At 43.0% G+C, this 20226-nt stretch carries 17 protein-coding genes; 7 read left to right on the top strand and 10 right to left on the bottom strand.

The genetic code is table 11. From position 1 onward, the window contains the following. Positions 1–167: 167 nt before the first annotated feature. Positions 168–1715 (top strand): SulP family inorganic anion transporter, encoded by a 1548-nt coding sequence (locus ACHUFI_RS08775; RefSeq protein ID WP_394248245.1) that lies wholly within the window; start codon positions 168–170, stop codon positions 1713–1715. Positions 1716–1768: 53 nt separating this feature from the next. On the opposite strand, the gene ACHUFI_RS08770 is transcribed toward ACHUFI_RS08775, so the two are convergent. Next, entirely contained in the window at positions 1769–2218 is a 450-nt protein-coding gene (locus ACHUFI_RS08770; protein ID WP_394248243.1) for a low molecular weight protein-tyrosine-phosphatase, read from the bottom strand. Positions 2219–2302: 84 nt separating this feature from the next. Here ACHUFI_RS08770 and cobO point away from each other — a divergent pair, with 84 nt between their 5' ends. Beyond that, on the top strand, positions 2303–2908 hold the full coding sequence (gene cobO, locus ACHUFI_RS08765; protein ID WP_394248241.1) for a cob(I)yrinic acid a,c-diamide adenosyltransferase: 606 nt from the start codon (positions 2303–2305) through the stop codon (positions 2906–2908). A gap of 66 nt (positions 2909–2974) precedes the next feature. Here the strand turns inward: cobO and ACHUFI_RS08760 are convergent, their stop codons facing one another. From ACHUFI_RS08760 to apbC, 3 genes are all read right to left on the bottom strand, one after another. Next, the gene (locus ACHUFI_RS08760) at positions 2975–5104 is read right to left on the bottom strand and encodes an AsmA family protein (RefSeq protein WP_394248239.1); all 2130 of its coding nucleotides are present in this window, start codon (positions 5102–5104) and stop codon (positions 2975–2977) included. A gap of 85 nt (positions 5105–5189) precedes the next feature. Further along, the gene (gene udk, locus ACHUFI_RS08755) at positions 5190–5831 is read right to left on the bottom strand and encodes a uridine kinase (protein WP_394248237.1); all 642 of its coding nucleotides are present in this window, start codon (positions 5829–5831) and stop codon (positions 5190–5192) included. A gap of 157 nt (positions 5832–5988) precedes the next feature. Next, complete coding sequence (apbC, locus tag ACHUFI_RS08750; protein WP_394248236.1) at positions 5989–7065, bottom strand: iron-sulfur cluster carrier protein ApbC; 1077 nt, start codon at positions 7063–7065, stop codon at positions 5989–5991. 157 nt (positions 7066–7222) lie between these two features. Here apbC and metG point away from each other — a divergent pair, with 157 nt between their 5' ends. Together metG and ACHUFI_RS08740 are read left to right on the top strand one after the other, a co-directional pair. Further along, the gene (gene metG / locus ACHUFI_RS08745) at positions 7223–9283 is read left to right on the top strand and encodes a methionine--tRNA ligase (RefSeq protein ID WP_394248234.1); all 2061 of its coding nucleotides are present in this window, start codon (positions 7223–7225) and stop codon (positions 9281–9283) included. A gap of 176 nt (positions 9284–9459) precedes the next feature. Further along, positions 9460–9939 carry a YehS family protein gene (locus ACHUFI_RS08740; protein ID WP_394248232.1) on the top strand — a complete coding sequence of 160 codons (480 nt, stop codon included), beginning with the start codon at positions 9460–9462 and terminating at the stop codon, positions 9937–9939. 78 nt (positions 9940–10017) lie between these two features. Here ACHUFI_RS08740 and fadR read toward each other — a convergent pair whose 3' ends face one another. Continuing rightward, complete coding sequence (gene fadR / locus ACHUFI_RS08735) at positions 10018–10857, bottom strand: fatty acid metabolism transcriptional regulator FadR (protein ID WP_394248230.1); 840 nt, start codon at positions 10855–10857, stop codon at positions 10018–10020. Between the two features lie 643 nt (positions 10858–11500). Between fadR and nhaB the strand changes: the two genes are divergently transcribed. Together nhaB and dsbB are read left to right on the top strand one after the other, a co-directional pair. Then, complete coding sequence (gene nhaB / locus ACHUFI_RS08730; protein ID WP_394248228.1) at positions 11501–13090, top strand: Na(+)/H(+) antiporter NhaB; 1590 nt, start codon at positions 11501–11503, stop codon at positions 13088–13090. Between the two features lie 99 nt (positions 13091–13189). After that, positions 13190–13711: a disulfide bond formation protein DsbB gene (dsbB, locus tag ACHUFI_RS08725; protein ID WP_394248226.1), complete on the top strand. Its 522-nt coding sequence runs from the start codon at positions 13190–13192 to the stop codon at positions 13709–13711. Positions 13712–13763: 52 nt separating this feature from the next. On the opposite strand, the gene ACHUFI_RS08720 is transcribed toward dsbB, so the two are convergent. Further along, positions 13764–14390: an SEC-C metal-binding domain-containing protein gene (locus tag ACHUFI_RS08720; protein WP_394248616.1), complete on the bottom strand. Its 627-nt coding sequence runs from the start codon at positions 14388–14390 to the stop codon at positions 13764–13766. A gap of 176 nt (positions 14391–14566) precedes the next feature. Here ACHUFI_RS08720 and dusC point away from each other — a divergent pair, with 176 nt between their 5' ends. Then, complete coding sequence (gene dusC, locus ACHUFI_RS08715; protein WP_394248224.1) at positions 14567–15514, top strand: tRNA dihydrouridine(16) synthase DusC; 948 nt, start codon at positions 14567–14569, stop codon at positions 15512–15514. Between the two features lie 31 nt (positions 15515–15545). Here dusC and ACHUFI_RS08710 read toward each other — a convergent pair whose 3' ends face one another. The 4 genes from ACHUFI_RS08710 to ACHUFI_RS08695 all read right to left on the bottom strand — a co-directional run bounded on the left by ACHUFI_RS08710 (position 15546) and on the right by ACHUFI_RS08695 (position 19985). After that, complete coding sequence (locus ACHUFI_RS08710) at positions 15546–17012, bottom strand: GGDEF domain-containing protein (RefSeq protein ID WP_394248222.1); 1467 nt, start codon at positions 17010–17012, stop codon at positions 15546–15548. A gap of 185 nt (positions 17013–17197) precedes the next feature. Continuing rightward, positions 17198–17992 carry an ABC transporter ATP-binding protein gene (locus tag ACHUFI_RS08705; protein ID WP_394248220.1) on the bottom strand — a complete coding sequence of 265 codons (795 nt, stop codon included), beginning with the start codon at positions 17990–17992 and terminating at the stop codon, positions 17198–17200. Next, complete coding sequence (locus tag ACHUFI_RS08700) at positions 17989–18948, bottom strand: ABC transporter permease (RefSeq protein WP_394248218.1); 960 nt, start codon at positions 18946–18948, stop codon at positions 17989–17991. Before ACHUFI_RS08700 ends, ACHUFI_RS08705 begins: the two co-directional genes overlap by 4 nt. 71 nt (positions 18949–19019) lie before the next feature. Further along, positions 19020–19985 (bottom strand): ABC transporter substrate-binding protein, encoded by a 966-nt coding sequence (locus tag ACHUFI_RS08695; RefSeq protein WP_394248216.1) that lies wholly within the window; start codon positions 19983–19985, stop codon positions 19020–19022. Between the last annotated feature and the right edge of the window lie 241 nt (positions 19986–20226).

The following is a 20226-nucleotide window of genomic DNA, read 5'->3' as shown; positions in this document are numbered from 1 at the left end:
AGATATATTGCTCAAAATGTGGTTCATTCTTGAACTTAATCACATTTTTGGGTAGCATGCGCGCACTTATCTTTTCGACACAACACTATTGCAGCTCTTTTCCATCACTGTTTAGTTAGGCAATACTTACGTGTCGGTAAACCCATTTTTACTATAGCTGAGCAAAAATGTTCGAATTCCCACAATTTTCTAAGCACTCTGTAAAGAATGACATGCTATCAGGCCTAACTGTAGCACTTGCTTTAGTTCCTGAAGCCGTAGCATTCGCATTCGTTGCTGGCGTAGACCCTATGGTCGGTCTTTACGCAGCATTCATCGTAGGTTTAATTACATCAATCTTTGGTGGCCGCCCAGGCATGATTTCTGGTGCAACAGGCGCGATGGCCGTTGTAATGGTAAGCCTAGTTGCAACTCATGGTGTCCAATACTTATTTGCCGCCATTATGCTTGCAGGTATTTTGCAGATTGCAGCTGGTGTATTCAAACTTGGTAAGTTTATTCGCATCGTTCCACACCCTGTAATGATTGGTTTCGTGAACGGCTTAGCTATCGTTATTTTCTTAGCTCAACTTGGTCAATTCAAAGCACCAGATCTAACAGGCGCATTAACTTGGTTGCCAAGCGATCAGATGACTCTAATGTTAGGTCTAGTAGCGGTGACTATGGCAATCATCCACTTCCTACCTAAACTGACGACAGCAGTACCATCTTCATTGGTTGCAATCGTAACGGTAACGGCTTTGGTTGTAGGTCTTGATCTGGAAACTCGTACAGTTGTTGACTTCCTGCGCACCATGTCTGGTGACGAAGCAGCAACGCTCGCGGGCTCTCTACCAACATTCTCTATCCCAGCTGTACCGTTTAACCTAGAAACGCTATACATCATTCTGCCTTACGCAGTAATTCTTGCAGCGATCGGCCTAATCGAGTCACTTCTAACTCTAACGGTTCTCGATGAAATGACAAATACCCGCGGTCAGTCAAACCGTGAGTGTGTTGGTCAAGGTATGGCGAACGTTACTTGTTCAGTATTTGGTGCGATGGGTGGTTGTGCGATGATCGGCCAATCGATGATCAATGTTAACTCTGGTGGTCGTGGTCGTCTATCTGGCATCGTTGCTGCGGTTGCACTACTGATGTTCATCCTATTCGGTTCAGCACTTATTGAGATGATCCCTCTAGCTGCACTAGTCGGTGTTATGTTTATGGTTGTAATTGGTACATTCGAATGGGCAACGTTCAAACTTGCACGTCGCGTACCTAAACAAGACTTCTTCGTTATCGTTCTAGTAACCGTTGTTACAGTAATGACAGACCTAGCAGTCGCTGTATTCGTAGGTGTTATCGCATCTGCTCTTATGTTTGCATGGCAGCACGCTAAGCACATCTACGCTGACACTTGTATCAATGAGCAAGGCTCAAAAGAGTATAAAGTTCACGGCCCAATTTTCTTTGGTTCTACAGCAAACTTCCTTGAGTTGTTTGATGCTATTGAAGATCCACAAGATGTTATCGTCGACTTCGCTAACTCACGAGTAACAGACCACTCGGCTATTGAAGCAATTGATACGATTGCTGAACGCTATGCAGCTCAAGGTAAAACGCTTCACCTACGCCACTTGAGCCAAGACTGTGTCGCAATGCTGCACAAAGCTGGAAGCCTAGTAGAAGCAAACGTAGCAGAAGACCCAATTTATAAGGTTATGTCTAAGTAAGTACTTAGATAACAAAAACTGTTAAAAAGGCCGACATAACGTCGGCCTTTTTATTATAGAGAGTTTAAGACTGAGTCACTTGCTTCTTCAATCAGGTCAAGCACTAGCTCAAAACCATCCCCTTCACCATAATAAGGATCTGGGATCTCTTCATAATCGGAACTACCATAACTAAGGAATAACTTTAGCTTATGCTGGAGATGTTTTGGGCATTGCTGACGTAAGTCTCTAAGGTTGTCCTTGTCCGCTGCTAGCACTAGGTCGAACTCTTCAAAATCTTGCGAGATGACTTTTCTTGAGGTCATACCTTTAAAGCTATAACCACGCTTTTCTGCCGCTAACTTTGAACGACGATCTGGAGGGTTACCTTGATGAAAGCTGATTGTGCCTGCGGAGTCTACAGCGATATTGATTCCCAAATGCTTTGCTCGAGCTTTTAATACAGCCTCTCCGGTTGGAGAACGACAAATATTCCCCATACATACAACTAATATCTTTTTCATTTAATCACCTGTTTTATCGGTGGTTTTTGCTAGTATCAACTTAGGCTATCATATCGACGATTACAAATTTAATAAGGATCTCTCATGTCATCTGAAGACAACAAAGAATCACGCCATAAGGCACGCCAACAAAAAGTAAAAGCAAAGGTAGATGAGAGAATCGCTGCTGCGCAAGAAGTAAAAGGGTTATTGATTGTCATTACTGGTAACGGTAAAGGCAAATCCACTTCTGGTTTTGGCACCATTGCAAGAGCAGTCGGGCACGGTAAGAAATGTGCTGTTGCTCAGTTTGTTAAAGGCACTTGGGACAACGGAGAGCGTAACTTACTCGAAAAGCTAGATGTCGAATTTCAAGTGATGGGAACAGGGTTTACCTGGGAAACCCAAAACAAAGCCACCGATATCGAAGCCGCACAAAGAATCTGGAAAGAATGCAAAAGAATGCTGGCTGATGAATCTATCGATGTCATTCTATTCGATGAGCTTACTTATATGGTCAGCTATGGGTACATCGATTTAGAAGAAGTGGTAGAAGTACTAAATAATCGCCCTAAAATGCAGTCTGTATTGATCACAGGACGAGGTGCACATCGCACGTTAATTGAAATGGCAGATACCGTTTCAGAAGTCAAAAATGTGAAACACGCATTCGATTCTGGGGTGAAAGCACTTCAAGGGGTCGACTGGTAACCCGCTAATACTCACCATAAAAATAAAGCCCTCAATCGAGGGCTTTATTATGTCGCTTCATTAACTCTAGTTAAAAAGCCCTTTCAGCAAACCATTCACGGCTTCTTTAGTTTTTTCATCTTTGATTTTGTCACCTAACTTTTCGTCAAGCTTCTTCAATCCACGATCAATTTCTTTACTGGCTTTCTGTTTAAGTACGTCATCAAACACTAGCTTAAACTTAGGCTGCGCCCAGGCTCCTGTCACTTGGATTGGAATGGTCACATCTTTAAGCTCATCGATGTCTTTTCCGCCCTGCCCCTCTAAAGAACCAACAATGGAAGTGCGAACCAAGAAGTCGACCGTTTCATCAATATAATTGGCTTTGCCTGTACCTGTAATACGTAATAGAGGTGACTGCATAGAAAGGTCATTAGTTGACACCCAGCCTTTATCGAGTTTCAAAGTCGCTTTCATTGCGCTAAAGTCCGTTTTTTGAACGTCATCAGCACTCTCAACCTTTTCACCTTTGATCTTAGCGTAATTCTCTCTGATCAATTGAGCGACATTAATGCCATTTACCGCCCCATCTTCAAAGTTAATGACAACCGTACCGACAAGGTTCTTCTTAATGCCAGTAGGCGTTAAACTTTTACCTCTGATGTCGACATCAATATTACCCGTACCTTCCAGTTGATCATTACCAGCAACATCACTCAACAACGGCTGGACTTTGACACCTTTAATACGTTTTTTCGCCGTATAAGTTGCTGGAGTTTGGCGAGCATCTAAACGCGCTGTTGCAGTAATCGAACCGTCGTATAAGTTTGAACTAAATGAAGTCAGATCTGCTACACCTCGGTTAACAGAAAACTCAGTGACAACATTTTGCATGCGTGCATTATTTGCCTTGAATTTATCTATGCTAACCTTACCTTTAACGTCTAGTGTCTTTAGCGCTGTTAAATCTGGTTCTACTTCCTGCTCGTTACTGCCTTTTTTCGATGACTCAGAAGTTGTTTCTTTTTTACTATCAGTATTCGTCGACGCACCTTCACCTAATCCTAAGAACTCATCAAGATCAATATTTGGGCTATGCAGAGCAAATCGTACCTTAGGGATATCCAATAGCGTTACATCAGCTTTACCATCAAACTCCAACGCATTTAATGCCAGTTTCTCTAATACAAATGAGAGATGGCTTTTCGTTAAGTCAAAGCTAAGGTCAGAGGCCATGTTGACCTTCATTGGCGATTGAGGAAGCGATTTTCCTTCAAAGGATGCATCTAGTGTTAGTGCGTTAAGCTCTACCAAAGACACAGCTTCGTCTACCGTTAGTTGACCTGCACCGCTCATATCAAGCTTAAGATCAGCCGCGTTGCCTTTTACGGCATAAGTAAGCTTACTTACTGCGCCGAATTTGAATGCATCTAAGCCAATCTGTGCAGAGTCAATTTGCGTAGAAGGGTCGTTAAAGGTAGCGTCAAAGTTAATATTACGCAGTTCATATGCGGTGAAACCTTGTGCCAATTTGAAGTCTGCTTGCCCATCCGCAGTAAAACGTTGCTGGTTGTTTTCTCCCTTTACGGAGAAGGTTGCCGTTGTCCATTCTTCAATGGCGAACTCTGACAAGCTAAACGAAATATCATGCAACTTAGTAAAACTGCCAGCTTGGTGGTCCTGAATCTCTAATGCCGCATTAGAAACCGTTACCCCTGCGAGATTAATCGTCCAAGCAGAAGGCGCTTTCTCGGTAGTAGTTTGCTCCTGAGTTGGCTCACTCTTAGCTGTATTCTCGGCAGCGTCAGTAGTTTGCTGTTGAGAGCCTTGGCTTAATGCATCAATATTTTTAGAACCATCTTTCAATGTCTCTAAATAAAACTCAGCACCATCTAACGTAACGTTACCTACCTCAAGTTGGCTACTCAATAAAGGCATTACCGATACATCAACACCCACGGTATCTACTTTAAACAGATTAGGTTGGCTGAACCCTTGTGGGTTTTTCAATTCGGTTTTACCTAGTTCAAAACCTAGAGATGGAAAAAACTTCCAGCTGATGTCACCATCGATCACAAGTTCTAAACCTGTATTTTTCGCGGCTTGTTCAATGATGAGAGGTTTGAACTGGTTAGGGTTAACCAATAAAACAAGTGCCAACACAGCAGCCAAAACAGCAAATACTGGGATAGCAATGAAAAAGAACAGTTTCTTCATCTGCATAATCCTTGCGTAAGATCCAAAAAGAAAGTGGCACCTAAAGTGCCACTTATCTCATAAAAAATAAAGTTTATTTAAAGTGTTACGACTTCAATAACTTTGCAATATGAGCTTTCAGCACATCAATTGCGATACGGTTTTTACCACCACGTGGAACAATAATGTCAGCGTATTGCTTAGAAGGCTCAATGAACTGCATAAACATAGGGCGAACTGTTTCTTGATATTGCTTTAAAACCGATTCCATCGTACGGCCACGTTCTTCAACATCACGTTTAACGCGACGAAGCAAACAGATATCAAGTGGTGTATCCATAAATACAGTCGCATGCATTAAGTCACGAAGACGAGGATCAGTCAGAAGCAAGATACCTTCTAGGATGATTACTTTCTTCGGTGTTAATGGAGTCGTGTTTTCGGTACGAGTATGCTCTGAGTAGCTGTACTCTGGAACTTCTACCGCCTCACCTTTTGTCAGCTTCTCTAGGTGCTCACAAAGTAAATCGTGGTCGAGTGCACTTGGATGGTCGTAATTCGTTTTTACTCGCTCTTCCATACTCAAGTTGCTTTGATCATTGTAGTAGCAATCTTCCGTGATAACACCAATTTGGTGGTCGCCTACTTTCTCGCGTAATTCATTGTAAATAGTGCTCGCGATTAGACTTTTTCCAGAAGCAGAAGCGCCAGCAATACCTACGATGACACATTGATTATTATCAGACATTATTTTGCACCCGATATGGTTTTGGTGATGGGATTAGATAAACCGCCTGATTATAGGGGCTAAACATATTAGATACTAGTCAACAAAGAGGTAAATTGCAGTTGATAATGAATTAGTAATATATTTAGCCAGGACAATCGTTTGCGTCAATATCTCTCTAGTCGAGCATCGTAAAATTTATCGCTTCTGGCTTAGGTTTACCGTGCCAATACATCTTACTGCATACTCTTTCCGCTAACGACATATATAAAAGTGAGTGCTCGCTCTGTGGCCGCGAAGCAACAGTCGGCGTTCCTGCATCAATATCCTCCCTCATATCAATATGAAGTGGAATTTGAGCCAATATATCCAAGCCGTACTCCCCGGACATGGCTTCTGCTCCACCCACACCGAAAATATGTTCCCGATGCCCACAGCTACTACAAATATGGTAGCTCATGTTTTCGACCAAGCCAGTCACTGGCACCTCCACCTTATTAAACATTGCGACACCTTTTCTTGCATCGGCTAAAGCTAGGTCTTGAGGAGTAGTAACTACTAACGCTCCCGTTACCGGAATTTGCTGAGAAAGCGTTAACTGTATATCCCCTGTACCCGGTGGCATATCGACGACCAAATAATCTAACTCTGGCCACAAGGTTTCGTTGAGCAATTGCCCCAGCGCTTTCGACGCCATTGGTCCTCGCCAAACTGCCGCTTCGTCTTGAGAAACAAGATAACCAATAGAGTGTGAAAAAATGCCGTGAGCCTTAATCGGCTTCATCCACTTATTGTCTTGTACTTCTGGTTTCGCCTGTTTTTGACCAAGCATGATTGGTACAGATGGGCCATAAATGTCTGCGTCTAACAAGCCTACTTTTGCACCCGATTTAGAGATAGCCAACGCAAGGTTAACTGCGGTAGTCGACTTACCAACCCCGCCTTTACCTGACGTGACTGCAATGATGTTTTTCACCCCTTTAATTGGTGAAGACACAGACGTTTCCAGTCCAACTGGTAAAGTTGCAACACTAAAAGAAAAGGATGCAACCAGCTGTTCCTGAATTTGATTCGAGATCCATAACTCAAGGTTTTCCACTAATTGGTTAGCAGCAAACGGAAATCTGATGTCAAACGTTCCTGAAGAAGAAACCTTGACTAGGTTCGGAGTATTTGCCCAACCTGCTATTAGGTTTGGGTGCTCAAATTGATTAAGCCAATCACAAAAATCTTGTTTAGATGAAAACGTTCGCATGGGCGCTCCTTTTTTTGTTAATGCTACCACCCTAGTCTTGTTGACTGAACCCTAAAAAAACTAGGGTATTCAGTGCGCTCACTTCTTGGCGTCGAAAGCGTTATCAAGTAGTATTAGCAATCAAATTTATACCTATTAACAAAGCGAAATATTAAGTATGGCAACTGATCCAAGAAAACTTTTGGTAACATGTGCACTTCCGTACGCTAACGGCTCGATTCACCTTGGTCATATGCTTGAGCATATTCAAGCTGATATCTGGGTTCGCTACCAACGCCTACGTGGTAACACTGTAAACTTCATCTGTGCTGACGATGCTCACGGCACGCCAATCATGCTAAAAGCACAACAGATGGGTATCACGCCAGAAGAGATGATCGCTGCTGTAAGTGAAGAGCATCAAAAAGACTTCGCCGGTTTTGATATCAGCTTTGATAACTACCACAGCACGCACAGTGAAGAGAACCGCGAGCTGGCTTCTCACATCTACCTTGAGCTGAAAAAGAACGGTTTCATTTCTAGCCGTACGATTTCTCAGTTGTTCGATCCTGAAAAAGAAATGTTCCTTCCAGATCGTTTCGTAAAAGGTACATGCCCTAAGTGTAAGTCTGAAGACCAATACGGCGACAACTGTGACAACTGTGGTGAAACCTATTCTCCAACAGAACTGATTGAGCCTAAGTCTGCGGTATCTGGCGCGACTCCAGTAATGAAGGATTCTGAACACTTTTTCTTTGACCTGCCTCAGTTTGAGAGCATGCTAAAAGAATGGACTCGTTCTGGCTCACTTCAAAATGAAACTGCGAACAAAATGCAGGAATGGTTCGAATCTGGCCTACAACAGTGGGATATCTCTCGCGATGCGCCATACTTTGGTTTCGAAATTCCAGGCGAGAAAGACAAGTTCTTCTACGTATGGCTAGATGCACCAATTGGCTACATGGGCTCATTCAAAAACCTATGTGAAAAGCGCGATGATTTAGACTTCGATGAGTACTGGAAGAAAGACAGCTCAACAGAACTTTACCACTTCATTGGTAAAGACATCGTTTACTTCCACAGCCTATTCTGGCCAGCAATGTTAGAAGGCTCTGGTTTCCGTAAGCCAAACAACGTATTCGTTCACGGTTACGTAACGGTAAACGGTGCGAAGATGTCTAAGTCAAAAGGTACTTTCATTAAAGCGAGTACTTACCTAAACCACTTAGATCCAGAATGCTTACGCTACTACTACGCAGCTAAGCTAAACAGCCGTATTGATGATCTAGACCTTAACCTCGAAGACTTCACTCAGCGCGTTAACGCTGATGTAGTAAACAAGATCGTTAACCTAGCATCTCGTAACGCTGGCTTCATCACTAAGCGTTTTGAAGGCAAACTATCAGCTAACTTCGCAGAAACTGAGCTTTACAACGAGTTCACTGAAGCTGCTGATCGTATCGCAGAGCTTTTTGAGACTCGTGAGTTTGGTCGCGCTATCCGTGAAATCACAGCACTAGCTGACAAAGCAAACCAATACGTTGATGAAAAAGCACCGTGGGTTGTGGCGAAAGAAGAAGGTAAAGACCAAGAGCTACAAGACATCTGTTCTGTTGGTATCAACCTATTCCGCGTTCTGATGACTTACCTGAAACCGGTAATGCCAGAGCTTGCTGCACGCACTGAAGCATTCCTAAACGAAGAACTAACTTGGGAAGGTATCGCTGCACCGTTGACTGGTCACGAAATCACTAAGTTCAAAGCACTGTTCAACCGCATCGATCCTAAGAAGGTTGAAGCGATGATTGAAGCTTCTAAAGAAGATGCAGCAGCAGAAGTTGCAGCAAAAGAGAAAGCAGAAGCTGAAAAGAACAAAGCAAGCCAAACTGAGCTAGATAAAGATCCAATCGCAGAAGAGATTGAATTTGACGCTTTCGCTGCAGTAGATATGCGTATTGCTCGTATCATCTCTTGTGAAGAAGTGCCAAAAGCAAACAAACTGCTTAAGTTCCAACTGGATATCGGTGGTGAAACTCGTCAGGTATTCTCAGGCATCAAGTCTGCTTACAAACCTGAAGAGCTAGAAGGCAAGCTAACTGTAATGGTTGCTAACCTAAAACCTCGTAAGATGAAGTTTGGTATGTCTGAAGGCATGATCCTAGCAGCTGGCCCAGGAGGCAGCGACCTATGGATTCTTGAGCCACACGAAGGTGCTCAACCTGGTATGCGCGTAATGTAATTCTGACCTCAGTCAGATAAAACATTAATAGTGAAATCCCTGATGCAGAAATGTATTGGGGATTTTTAGTTCTATCGAAACAACCTATTCTCTGCTAGAGTCGGCCGCAATATCCGCCTCTTTATCAATTTTAGCCGATGGAGCATCCCTCGGTTAACAGCCTATTAGGACCCCTTGTGAATAACAACGAAACCTTACGTCGCATACAACACGCTTTAAACCTTAAAAATACTCAGCTCATCAAGGCTTTTGAGCAGGCAGATGTCACCATCGCTCCTAACCAAGTCAATGACTGGTTGAAGCCAGAATCAGAGAAGTCTGCGACTAAAATGAAGGATAAAGAACTCGCTTTATTTCTAAATGGTTTTATCAATCTGAAGCGTGGTAAGAAAGAAGGCGAACAGCCTAAGCCAGAACAAACGCTGACCAATAATATGATTTTCATGAAGCTACGCATTGCACTAAACATGAAAGCAGAAGATGTTTTAGATGTACTAGAAGTCGTCGGCATTAGTCTAAGCAAGTACGAGATCGGTGCGTACTTCCGTAAGCCAAATAACAAGAATTACAAAATCTGTGAAGATTCGCTTTTGTGTGAATTCTTAAACGGCGTTCAATTTACTCACCGCCCGGACTCAGAAGAATTCGTCGCATAGACGCTAAGCAGCAATACCGAAATACAAAAAAGCCGCTGACATTTGATCAGCGGCTTATTTATTCTATTTAAAACGAGTTTAGCTATCGTCTTCAGTAAAGTTTGTCGGCAGCGTTGTCTTCATCTGGTTCCAAACTTGAGCACTTGCCAAACCGTATTGACGAATAACCAAAGGTAGCTTCTCGCGGTCGCCATTTTGACACACTTCAAGCAGCTCTTTATAGAAATCCAGCGCTAACTGTCGGGCTTCTACATTCGAGAAGTAGTAGCTACCCACGCGATCGTATAGCTTTTTAAGGCCATTGAAAATCAAACCATAAATTTGATTTCCAGAATGGAAAGCTAAACGTTGGAACAACATGTAGTCATAAAAGTTAAACGTTTTTGCAACTAAGATAGCTTGACGCTTAGCTTCATCTTTTTCGTTATCATCTTTGATGGTTTGCTTTAACTTATCCGCATAAGGAGAAGACTCTAAGAACTCATCCCACGAGTCTGCCGCAATCAGCGCTTCACAAGACTCAATCACGCCAGTGATAGTGCGCTCTGAGTTTTCTTTATTTGCCTTAAATGCATAACGCATAAAGATAGGGCTAATATTTGTACGTGCCGCAAGTAAATCTTCAACAATGCTAGTCGCATTATCGGCATCAAGCGTCATCAGTGTATCAAGGATATGGAGACCTGATGTTTCCATAAACTCATTCACTTTAGTTGGCTTGCCGTGCTGGATAGTTAACCAACCATCGCGCGCTAGCCTCTGTAATACTTCACGTAGAGTTGTACGTGTAACACCAATTAATTCAGAAAGTTCACGCTCTGCTGGTAGGATTGAGCCTGGTGGGAAACGGCCATTCCAAATACTTTCAATAATATACTTCTCTGCAAAGCCTGCCGGGCTTTTCGCCTTAATGACCATGTAAACTATAATCCAATTCTAATTGTTCTGCGTTAATGAGACTCATCATACCACTAGTTGAGAGCTAGCGGAAACCTCACTCACAGTTAGTGATAGCCCAAACACACTTAGAGCATTAACTCTAACCTTTCGCACACGATTGCAGCAATCAGCATGTGACGCACTTCTCGCAAACAATGATTTCAACAATCTATTAACAGTGCATTTAGTTATAAAAATCAATAATTTAGAAATTTGTAAGCATTTATATAAATTACAAAATACCCTTATCATATTTGCACATAAATACCCATTAAGTTGTAATTTTCAGTCATTTCGAGCAAATATTGATGGAGCATCAATTAATTCACAGTTTTCATGTTATCCTAGCGCTACTTTGATCGCGTTTCTCAACAAAAAATGGGTAATTTTAGTACTTCAGAGTTTTTCCTGTTGACTAAATGTTATCTAAGAGTAGAGTTGCGCTCAAAAATGAGCAGTGCTTAAGTTTCTAAGGGAGTGACTTGGCAAGACCACAAAACAATACACGGATTGTTGTTTTTCTAAGTCACTGTTAGTAATGGAATAAATTAATACTCCATGACTAGAAGCTATTCACTTGTATTGCTAAATCTATTCATAATTAACATATAAGAGTATTAACATGCCGATGTCTCTCGGAAATGCATTTATCAAGAACTTTCTTGGTAAGGCTCCTGATTGGTATAAGATTGCCATCATTTCATTTCTCATCATCAACCCAATCGTATTCTTTCTAGTCGACCCGTTTGTGGCAGGTTGGTTACTGGTTATTGAATTCATTTTTACATTAGCAATGGCATTAAAGTGCTACCCTCTACAGCCAGGTGGTCTACTTGCAATTCAGGCTATTGCCATTGGAATGACAAAACCCGAAGTGGTTTATCATGAACTACAGGCAAACTTGCCAGTATTACTCTTACTGGTCTTCATGGTTGCCGGTATTTATTTCATGAAAGAGCTTCTGCTCTTCATCTTTACCAAGATACTGCTTGGCATTCGCTCTAAAATGCTCTTATCTGTTGCTTTCTGCTTTGCAGCTGCATTCCTTTCTGCTTTCCTAGATGCATTAACCGTAATCGCGGTTGTCATCAGCGTCGCTGTCGGTTTCTACTCGATTTACCACAAAGTGGCTTCTGGTAAAGGCTCTAACTCAGCGCACGACCACACTCACGATGGCGAAATTTCGGAACTAACTCGTGAAGATTTAGAAAACTACCGCGCTTTCTTACGCTCATTACTAATGCATGCTGGTGTCGGTACTGCACTTGGTGGTGTAATGACGATGGTTGGTGAGCCTCAGAACTTAGTAATTGCTAAGCAAGCTGGTTGGGAATTCGGTGAATTCATCATCAGAATGCTACCAGTTACTCTGCCAGTATTTTTCTGCGGTATGATCACATGTGCATTTGTAGAGAAACTGAAAATCTTTGGCTACGGCGCAGAGCTGCCGAATAACGTTCGTCAGATTCTTGTAGAATTCGATAACAAAGAACGTCAAAGTCGTACCAAACAAGATGTTGCGAAACTTTGGGTTCAAGGTGCGATTGCGGTTTGGTTGATTGTTGGCTTAGCCCTTCACGTGGCAGAAGTCGGTCTGATTGGTCTTTCAGTCATTATTTTAGCTACGGCCTTTACTGGTGTTATCGAAGAGCACTCATTAGGTAAAGCTTTTGAAGAAGCGCTTCCGTTTACCGCTTTACTTGCTGTTTTCTTCTCTATCGTTGCCGTAATCATCGATCAATCTCTGTTTAAGCCAGTTATCGACGCTGTACTTCACGTTGAAGATAAAGGCACACAGCTAGCCTTGTTCTACGTTGCAAATGGCTTGTTATCCATGGTTTCAGATAACGTATTCGTTGGTACGGTTTACATTAACGAAGTAAAAACAGCGTTAGTTGACGGTATCATCACTCGTGATCAATTTGACCTACTTGCAGTCGCAATCAACACAGGTACTAACTTGCCTTCAGTTGCGACGCCTAATGGTCAAGCTGCTTTCCTATTCCTACTAACGTCTGCACTGGCACCACTAATTCGCCTTTCTTACGGACGCATGGTTGTTATGGCGCTGCCATACACTATCGTTCTAGCGATTGTTGGCCTTGTTGGTATTGTCTACTTCGTTGAACCAATGACAGCATGGTTCTATGATGCAGGTTGGATATCCCACCATGTTGGTGAAGCTACTTCTGCGGTGAGCGGTGGACACTAATCTAACAAATAAAAAATAATTGTTGATTGGGAAACTTATCCAAGATAAAAAGCTCTGAGTATTCAGGGCTTTTTTTATTTTTCAGAAAGGATTTAACTCGTGAATTTTCTCTCCACACTCAAAGACTTCTCAAAAGGGCGCCTATCTTGGCTCCTACTGCTCGTTTTTGTCATTTTCTTTGAGGCTTGTGCATTATTCTTCCAACACGTCATGATGCTATCACCTTGCGTGATGTGTATTTACGAACGTGTAGCAATGCTAGGCGTTGGCGTTGCGGCCATGATTGGTTTAGTGAACCCAAATAACACGATTATTCGTTGGCTAGGCCTAGCGGTATGGGGAGCAAGTGCATACAAAGGTCTTGCGCTATCGATGCAGCATGTTGATTACCAATTTAACCCTTCTCCTTTTGCAACCTGCGACTTATTCGTCACTTTCCCAAGCTGGGCTCCACTAAATGATTGGGCACCATGGATGTTCGAAGCATTTGGTGATTGTAGTAAAGTGGTATGGCAGTTCTTGAGCCTGTCGATGCCTCAATGGCTAGTGGTTATTTTTGCCGGTAACCTAATTGCATTAGCGGTGATTGTTCTCGCTCAATTTGCAAAATCAAAACGCTAGTTCTCACTGTTCACTAGTAATAAAAAAGTCGACCTTAGGTCGACTTTTTCTATCACGCTTGCTTACCGCAACATTGTTTAAACTTTTTCCCGCTTTCACAAGGGCACTTATCATTCCGCCCCACCCCTTTAAATGGGTTCACACTCTGTGCTTTGTTTCCTAGCATCGCTTCGTCCGCGGCAAGCGCTACCTCAGTCGCCATTAGGTCAATCTGCCCCACAAGCTCATCAAGGCTTGGAGGGTTATCTAACCCCGCAGCTTTCATTTGCTGCTGAGTTTGTTCTTCATCGATAGCTAACATCAAAGTGGTGAGAAGCGCTTGAAGCATGCGCAACGTACCATCAGCAATTGTCACTTGCTGCCATTGTTCTTCAACCAAAGGCCAGACAGACATAAAACCTTCAGCAAAGTCGGCAAAGTGTTCATCAAACTCACCGCCAGATAACTCTAGTACTTCCGTTACTAAGTACTCGCTTCTTTGTATCAAATTATGCTGACGATTTATTTGTTCAGTCACCAACTCAGTCACAAGCCCTGTATTGTCGGCAAATATACTTGGTAACCAAACTTCTGGATCTAATGGTTTAGTCGCAAGATTAGATGCAAAAATTGCCCCTTCTACAAATTGAGGAGTAATGTCTTCTATAGAACTAGGCAGGGTCAGTAATTGGTACGTCATCATTCATAAATCGCTATTAACTTCAGTTGTCCGCATTATAGCGACATCTCTGCTAAATCATAGCTACCGTAAGCCTCCACTAAGGTTTCTTCAAATCGCTCACAAGCCGAATACGTATCGTGACAATCATTAGCTCACACCGTACAATCACGCCTCTGATTTTTTGGTGGTGATATATGAGAGTAATTTTAGGCCCTATGGAGGGCGTTCTTGATCATTTAATGCGCGAAATCCTGACTGAGATAAATGATTACGATCTCTGTGTTACGGAATTTGTTCGCGTTGTCGATCAACTATTACCACCGCATGTTTTTCATCGCCTATGCCCAGAACTTTTGCAAGGCTCTCAGACTATGGCTGGCGTTCCTGTTCACGTTCAATTGCTTGGACAGCACCCAAAATGGATGGCAGAAAATGCGGTTCAAGCTGCTAGCCTAGGGGCAAAAGGCATTGACCTTAATTTTGGCTGCCCAGCGAAAGCCGTTAATAAAAGCAACGGCGGAGCTTCTTTGCTAAAGGAACCAGAGTTAATTTATCAGGTAGTCAAGGCTTGCCGAGAAGCTGTACCTGAACATATTCCAGTATCCGCGAAGATCAGGCTAGGCTGGGAAAACCCTGAAGAATGTTTTGAGATTGTCGACGCAATTGAGCAAGCCAAAGCGGATGAATTAACCGTGCACGCTAGAACCAAAACTGGCGGATATAAAGCGAGCGAGATTAAGTGGGACTACATCAATCAGATTCGCCAAAAAACATCACTTCCCCTCATCGCCAATGGCGAAATCTGGAACCATGCTGATGGGCAGGCGTGTATCAAAGCAACGGGTGTCGACTCTTTGATGGTGTGTCGCGGTGCATTCAATGTTCCCAATCTAGGTAACGTAGTTAAACACAACCACCAGCCGATGCCTTGGATGGAAGTCATTGAGTTGTTACTCCGTTACTCTGAATTTGAGATCGAAGGCGACAAAGGTATGTACTATCCAAATCGAGTGAAACAGTGGTTTGTTTACTTGCGTAAAGAGTACCCACAGGCAGAAGAATTATTTAGAGAAATTCGTACTTTTAAAAAAGCAGCACCTATCGTTGAGCACATTCAAAGATATCAAGCAAGCCATAGCTAAATATAACTAGAAAGCTCGCTTCCTATGTTGCCTAAAACTCAATCCGATCTTTACCCGTAGTTTTAGCAACATAGAGCTTTTCATCCGCGTATTTGAATATCTCATCAAAATTCAAGTTGTTATGTTCCGTTTCAACAACGCACACTCCACCTGACACCGTAAAACCGGTCGTAATAGCAGTTGTTGAATGTTTGCAAATTTCGCTTTTAACCCGATTCAATGTTTGAACAAGGCGATCTTTGTTATCCCCTCTTAGATAAATTACAAACTCTTCACCGCCAAATCTTGCTGCAGCGTCACTACTTCGAATGTTATTGCTAATTTGACGGGACATATAGCGAATCACATCATCGCCTTTGTCATGACCATATGTATCATTGACGGCTTTAAAATTATCGATATCGAACACAGCTAAAGCAAACAATTGGTCATGTTCAACACTGCGCCAAAATGACTCTAAACCTCGACGGTTCAATAACCCGGTCATTGGGTCTTTAGCGGCTAAATCCTTGAAGTAGCCTCTTTCAATCGTAGAATTCACATAAAACAGAATCGTGACGCTGAAGAGATAGATTACAAGCGTCACGATTAAGCTATTACGCTCAAAAATAACGAAGTTTTTCAGTTCATCGGCAAAGTTAAGCTCGTAATATGCGGTGTGGTTGGCTACAACTCCATCCAAATTAATTTTATGCAGAAACGCCGCATTGTCAGGTGGGGATGAAATCGTGGTATCAATGATATTGATCCGCCCAGCCAAATTACTTCCTGTCGTATCGAGCAGTTTGTCAGCATCGATATCTACTGCCAACATTCCTTGATGAGCTCCATTGTGAAAAACAGGGACCGTCATGCTCATCCCTCTTTCCAATGAGTCAACACGAAAAGATGGACCTGATAGGGTGAGTTTATCCGGGTTATTTGCCGTTTTTTGCCAATAAGGTAAGCTTTTTATTGTGGAGAGCAGTTCTTTGGTTAAGGTTTTTGCGAAGTCTTCAGGAGACGAAATAACGTACCCTTCCTTATCAATGAAATGTACGCCACGATGATAGTCGTCTAGCTCGGACAGAAAGGAAAGAATGGGTGCAAACGCGACTTTTTCTGTAGCGCTGATATTGGTGGGGCTTAGTTCAATGCAAAGAGATTCATTGCCAACAAGCATGTAATCTATATCTACAGTCGGAATATCTGTTGTTTTACCATCGGCAAGCAATAATGCATCTATCGGCCAAATCTGGCAGAGGCCATCCACAACTTGCTTATTGTGAGCCAAAAATAGCGGTGTTCTCGATTTATAGTAGTTAGAAAAACTATAGTCTAGCGCAGTTACAACCTTTGTCGTTCTTCGAAGGACTTCCTCTAATTGGCTAAATTCGTTCTGTATATCTCGTCCAACTGAGTCGTAATAGTTTTTCGCCGTCAAACCAATGAGAATAATGGCAAGAACCCCTGGAAATATAAAAACAAAGGTCAGGCTGAAATGCCTATTTACTTTCATGTATTTATTGCCCTTAGATCAACTAATCTCATATTTACGACAATAATATTATTACAATTTTAGTCTTAATCGGATGTAAATTTAGTGTAATTTATTATTAATTGACTGATAGAAGAGCAACAAAGCTATGACACCTCACAAATAAAGCCCCCTCCTAAGATGGGGCTTTATTTTATAGAGCCTGACTAATTGAGTAACAGACTGTCGTCGGCAAGTTCTTCACCTCGAACCTTTGAGAACATCTCCAATAAGTCAGGGACCTGCATGTTGGCTCGTTGTTCACCGGCGACATCTAACACAATTTCACCTTGGTGAAGCATCACCGTACGGTCACCACACGCGAGAGCATCTTTCATTGAGTGAGTAACCATCATAACTGTTAGGTCAAACTCTTTGACGACCTTTTTGGTCAAGTCAATAATAAACGCGGCCATACGTGGATCGAGCGCTGCAGTATGCTCATCAAGCAATAATAACTTGCTGTCTGATAGTGTCGACATCACTAGGCTAACCGCTTGACGCTGTCCTCCGGACAGCAAGCCGATATTGTCCCCTAGCCTATCTTCCAGCCCTAATCCAAGAATACTGATTCGCTCTTGAAATAACTTTCTGCGCTTAGAGGATAAAGACAAGCTCCATCCACGACGTTTGCCACGCATGTAAGCCAAAGCCATATTCTCTTCAATCGTTAGATCACCACAAGTGCCAGCTAATGGGTCTTGGAATACTCGAGCACATTGACTTGCTCTTTGGTCTACCGTTTGGTTCGTCACATCGACATCATTGATGATCACCTTACCGCCAACCATTGGCGTTTCACCGGTCACAGCGCCTAATAAGGTAGATTTACCCGCACCATTCGAACCAATCACCGTTAAAAACTGATGTTCGGGCACTTCTAAGCAAACCTCTCGCAGTGCTCGGTTTTCCAGAATCGTACCGGGGTTAAATGTGACTTGAATGTCTTCTAGCCGAATCATACTGCTTCTCCTGACTTCTCTGCCTGCTTAGCTGGGATACTTTTTGACTGTGCTTTTGCTTGAGCAGAGCTATGGCGCTTTTTTGCTTTAAGGTTTCCTTTAATCTTTGGTGCGATGAGTGCGACGGCAACCAGTACTGCTGTCACTAAGTTCAGATCAGAAGCTTGTAAACCAAACATCCCTGAACTCAACGCAAATGCGACTGCCAGCCGATACAATACTGAACCAACGATCACTGCGGTCACTGCAACCCAAATTTTACGCCCAGGAATTAAGGTTTGACCAAGAATTACGGCTGCCAGTCCAACAACGATCGTCCCGACACCCGAGGTGACATCCGCAAAACTGTTTGTCTGGGCAAATAACGCCCCAGCAAAGCCAACAAAGCCGTTAGACAGTGCTAAGCCAAAATACGTATAGAACGACGTGCTGCCACCTTGAGCTGATACCATGCGCGCGTTTACGCCAGTTGCTCGAAGGCCTAACCCAAAGTCACTGTTTAACAAGCGAACAATGAACCAACCTGACACCAAAACTAAGATACCCACAACTAGTGGACGCACTAACATTGGATCGCCAAGTGCTTCAAAAGGGGTCAGAATCGTTTCTTCTCCCAACAAGGCGATATTTGGTCGTCCCATAATTCGGATATTGATAGAGAAAGCCGCGATCATGGTTAAGATCGAAGCTAATAAGTGAAGGATGCCACAACGAACCGCTAGAAAAGCCGTTACCCAACCAGTTACAGCACCAGCGGCAATAGCCATACCCGTCGCAACCCAAGGATCAATACCAGCAACAATTGCCGTTGCAGCAACCGCGGCTCCCATAGGGAAACTACCATCGACACTTAAATCAGGAAAATCTAGAACTCGGAATGTTAGGTAAACCCCAAGAGCAACTAACCCATATAAAAGCCCTATTTCCAAAGCTCCGAAAAAAGCAAAAGCAGACATAACTACTCCTTTTCTGCTGATGTAATAAAGCCAATAAAGCATTCACTTTATTGGCTTTCGAGATGGGAGAATTACTTAACGCTTGTCGCGCGATCCATAACTGATTGTGGGATCGTTAAACCAAGCTTCTTAGCAGCACCGGTATTCACAACAAGATCAGAGCCCTTGGCAACTTTAACATCCAAAGCACCAGGCTTTTCACCATCAAGAATAGCCGCTACGTAATCAGCGGTTTGCACACCCACTTGGTAGTAGTCAAAGCCTAGGCCTGCAATCGCGCCTTTTTCAACGTAAGACGTTGCGCCTGCTAATACTGGAGTGTTTGACTGATTCGCTGCCACAATCATGCCTTCAATTGCACTTGCCACAGTATTGTCTGTTGGTGCATAAATCACATCAGATTTAGCCGCAATCGCTTGCGTCGCTGATTTAACATCGGCACTCTTCAATGCCGTTGCTTCAACAACCTCAAGTCCCTGAGCCTTAGCCGCTTCTTTTAGCAGTTCAACAAGTGTAACGGCATTCGCTTCACCCGGGTTAAATACAACACCGATAGATTTTGCATTTGGTAGGATTTCTTTAATCAATTCTACGTGTTGGCTCACTGGAGATAAGTCAGACAAACCTGTCACATTCTTGCCTGGTTTTTTCAACTGTTTAACTAATTTTGCACCAACTGGGTCAGTAACGGCAGTAAAGACAACAGGAATTGAGCGAGTTGCAGAGACTAACGCTTGCGCTGTCGGAGTCGCGATACCGACTAATACATCTGGGTTTTCACCTACGAATTGACGTGCAATCTGAACCGCTATCGCAGGGTTACCTTGCGCTGTTTTGTAATCGAACTCTAAGTTTTTGCCTTCTTCATAGCCTTTTGCTTTTAGTCCATCCACTAGACCTTGGCGAGCGGCATCAAGTGCTGGGTGTTCCACAATCTGCGAGACTGCAATTTTAGCTGTCTTAGCCATAATGCTGGTTGAAGATAGTAATGCTGCACTTGCTAAAACGGCTGTAGCGATAATTTTACCTGCTTTCATCCTGACTCCTTGATTTAAGCAATTGGTTGTTTTGATGTTGTGTTTATTGTCTTTCTAATAAATTGTGCGTTTTCTACGCATCTAACAACATTATTACCAGTAACTTACACGTAAGGGAAGTTAGATTTAACACTAAAGTAACAAAAGGAGATCATAACGAGGTGCGAGGTGCGAGGTGCGAGGTGCGAGGTGCGAGGTGCGAGGTGCGAGGTGCGAGGTGCGAGGTGCGAGGTGCGAGGTG

Origin of the sequence: Vibrio profundi, assembly GCF_043642225.1 — a bacterium.
GTDB classification, from domain to species: domain Bacteria; phylum Pseudomonadota; class Gammaproteobacteria; order Enterobacterales; family Vibrionaceae; genus Vibrio; species Vibrio profundi_A.
This window is presented reverse-complemented; position numbering and strand designations above follow the sequence as displayed.